This window comes from Lamprocystis purpurea DSM 4197, assembly GCF_000379525.1.
Lineage (GTDB): Bacteria > Pseudomonadota > Gammaproteobacteria > Chromatiales > Chromatiaceae > Thiodictyon > Thiodictyon purpureum.
This window is the reverse complement of the sequence record NZ_KB902434.1, coordinates 1-2,274: the sequence shown is the minus strand read 5'-3', so window position 1 is coordinate 2,274 and position 2,274 is coordinate 1. Positions and strand designations below refer to the sequence as shown.

Sequence of the window (2,274 nt, the reverse complement as noted above, 5' to 3'; positions counted from 1 at the left end):
CCTTCGCCGAGGTCAGCAGGGCCTGTTTCATGTCGGTCGCTGCCGACCCGAACTCGATGGCCGCGGCGTAGGGGATGTCCGAGTACATCTGCCAGTGCAACGGGGCGAGTTGGCGCAGCAGGATCGAATCTTTGTAGGCCCCCAGCCTGGAGCCGATCGTTTGGCCGTTAGGCAGTGAGCGACCTTCCGCGTAAGCGACCCACTGAGCATGAGCGGCAGAGGCGATGACCTGAACCGCCTCTTGCAACTCAGGGAACCCGGGCCGCCGGCCCGACGGCAGGTCCGGCAGGTTCAGGGTGATGTTGAGGATGAAATCGGGGTCGTTGGCCATGGGGGCAGTGTGGCGTCACGACACGCGGCCGTGGCAGTGGGTTTTACGCGTGATGCGATCACTTGCACCGAGCGCCATCCACGACGATACTTGAGCAGCAGTCGCCGGATGACTCCGGCGTCGCCGAGCCGCTACCGTTACTGCATCGGTGGGCACCGAGGTGGAGCGATCCATTCACCCGTATGGGGATTAAAGCTCGGGGAAGGCGGCCGACGGCCCAACTCGTCAGAGTGGGCCGTTATTTTTTGCGCGGTCGCTAAAGCGTTGCAAGCGCATCACTTCAGCCACGGGTTTGCAATGCGCCGAGTGGAACTCGTAGCCGCGTAGGGAGCGTCCGAGTACACGCCAGCCCATACCTACAGCCAAAAGCAAAAAACATCGGCACTGTCATGATTGATCCCCCGTCCGCTTCGCCTGTTCCGCCCGTAACCGCAGCATCGCCTGCTCATTGCGCCGATCAAGTTCCGCGTTTCGATCTTGCAATGCCGCGATCAGCCACGCATGGAAATCAGGGTCAACACCGGGCGGAGGCGTCTCATCGGGCACAGGCATGAACCTGCATCGACACCATTCGTTTAAACAATGCGCATGTGGAAGGATGCCAAGAGTGTTGGTTTTAGCAAGATACGCACCAAGAAGCGCATCAACATCAAAGGTTTTGCCGCTAATGTCGGTCTTGCAGGAAGCGCAACATTCAGAATAATGACTTAACACCTTGACAGTTAAAAATTTATTGTTCTTCGCGCGCAATAGATGTTCTACGTTGGCGATCCCTGACGCAGCAACGACAGCAATAGCTTCAAAATCAAGATTCTCAATTCCATAGCGCTCCCGTAAAGCTGATTGCCGTTTCCATAGCGTCGGTTGGCCCTTGATAGTCTGATACAGAAAGCGATAGAACGCGTCAATATCATGCGCGCTGAGCGTGCTTGGAAATACCGCGATACGCTGTAAATGTGGTATGAGATATTCAAGAAAATCATACTCACTGAGGTTTTCCGGCTGTTTCCCCGGCCTTGGCGAAGTCCATGGCGCTGCTTTGCGCCGCGTCTCAGGTGCGGGGCACGGCTCCCGGCTGCACGTCCGAGCTGGTGCCACCTGCTCCATGAGCGCGCCCAGATCGGCCGGGCTCGCCGTGTTGCCCCCTTCGGCGATGGCTTGCAGCGCCCCGGCCAGGGCCGCTTTCCAGGCCAGCAGATCGGCTTGCGCGGCAATGAACTCCGGGGGTAGCCGGGTTTGCACGATCAGATCCACGAGTTCCAGCCAATCCGCTGGGCGGTACTCGGCCAAGGGCTTGTTGAGCCGGGCCTTGACCGCCGCGATCTCTTTCGGACTCCATACGCCGGACTTGCGCACGAAACGCCCCAGTCCCAGGGCAGCGCGCAGGGCGTCTTGCGCCGCCTGGAGGCGGCGCGCACTGGCCTGATAGAAGGTCCCTGCCAGGGTGTGCAGGTCCTTGGACTCGCGCTGACTCCGCAGGGTTGAAGACCGCTCATCAATGGGCTGGGTGTCGATGCGAACCGGCTTTTTGGCTGACGGCGCGTCTGGATCATGCATGATGATTAAGAAACCTACAGGGGTTTGGCGATCATCATACCAATCCGCTACGTGAAGCGGACGGCACGGTCGGGTGACAGCGCGGCCGTGGGGCGTCACGGCCGCGGGGGTTTGGATCGCTCGTTACGACGCTCGATCTCCTCTTCCCGTAACCGCAGCATTGCCTGCTCATTACGCCGCGCGACTTCCTCTGTCCGCTCTTGCACTATTTTGCGCAGCCATGCTGAAAACTCCGGATCAACCCCAGGAGAAGTCTCAGCGGGCAGCGCCAGCCACCGCCCGCGGCAGTTTGGATGTTGCAGCCCCGCGGCCGGCCACCACAATTCCTCGGCGGCGCGCTCCACCAGCCCCCCGGCCGTCTGCTTGCGCGGGCTCGCCGAGCGCCC

General features: G+C 60.6%; 3 protein-coding genes. All 3 read right to left on the bottom strand.

The window, feature by feature from the left end; all coding sequences use genetic code 11:
• Nucleotides 1–331 (bottom strand): hypothetical protein (locus A39O_RS32545; RefSeq protein ID WP_040527446.1); only part of this gene is annotated, 331 nt, incomplete at its 3' end.
• Between the two features lie 387 nt (nucleotides 332–718).
• Nucleotides 719–1,888, bottom strand: coding sequence for a hypothetical protein (locus A39O_RS0107800; protein WP_020504125.1), 1,170 nt, complete (start codon nucleotides 1,886–1,888; stop codon nucleotides 719–721).
• Between the two features lie 95 nt (nucleotides 1,889–1,983).
• Nucleotides 1,984–2,274 (bottom strand): hypothetical protein (locus tag A39O_RS32540; RefSeq protein WP_040527445.1); only part of this gene is annotated, 291 nt, incomplete at its 5' end.

What these genes read in the sequence shown, in the direction of transcription:
- A39O_RS0107800 (WP_020504125.1), bottom strand. Translation starts at nt 1,888, where the DNA reads ATGCATGATCCAGACGCGCCGTCAGCCAAAAAGCCGGTTCGCATCGAC.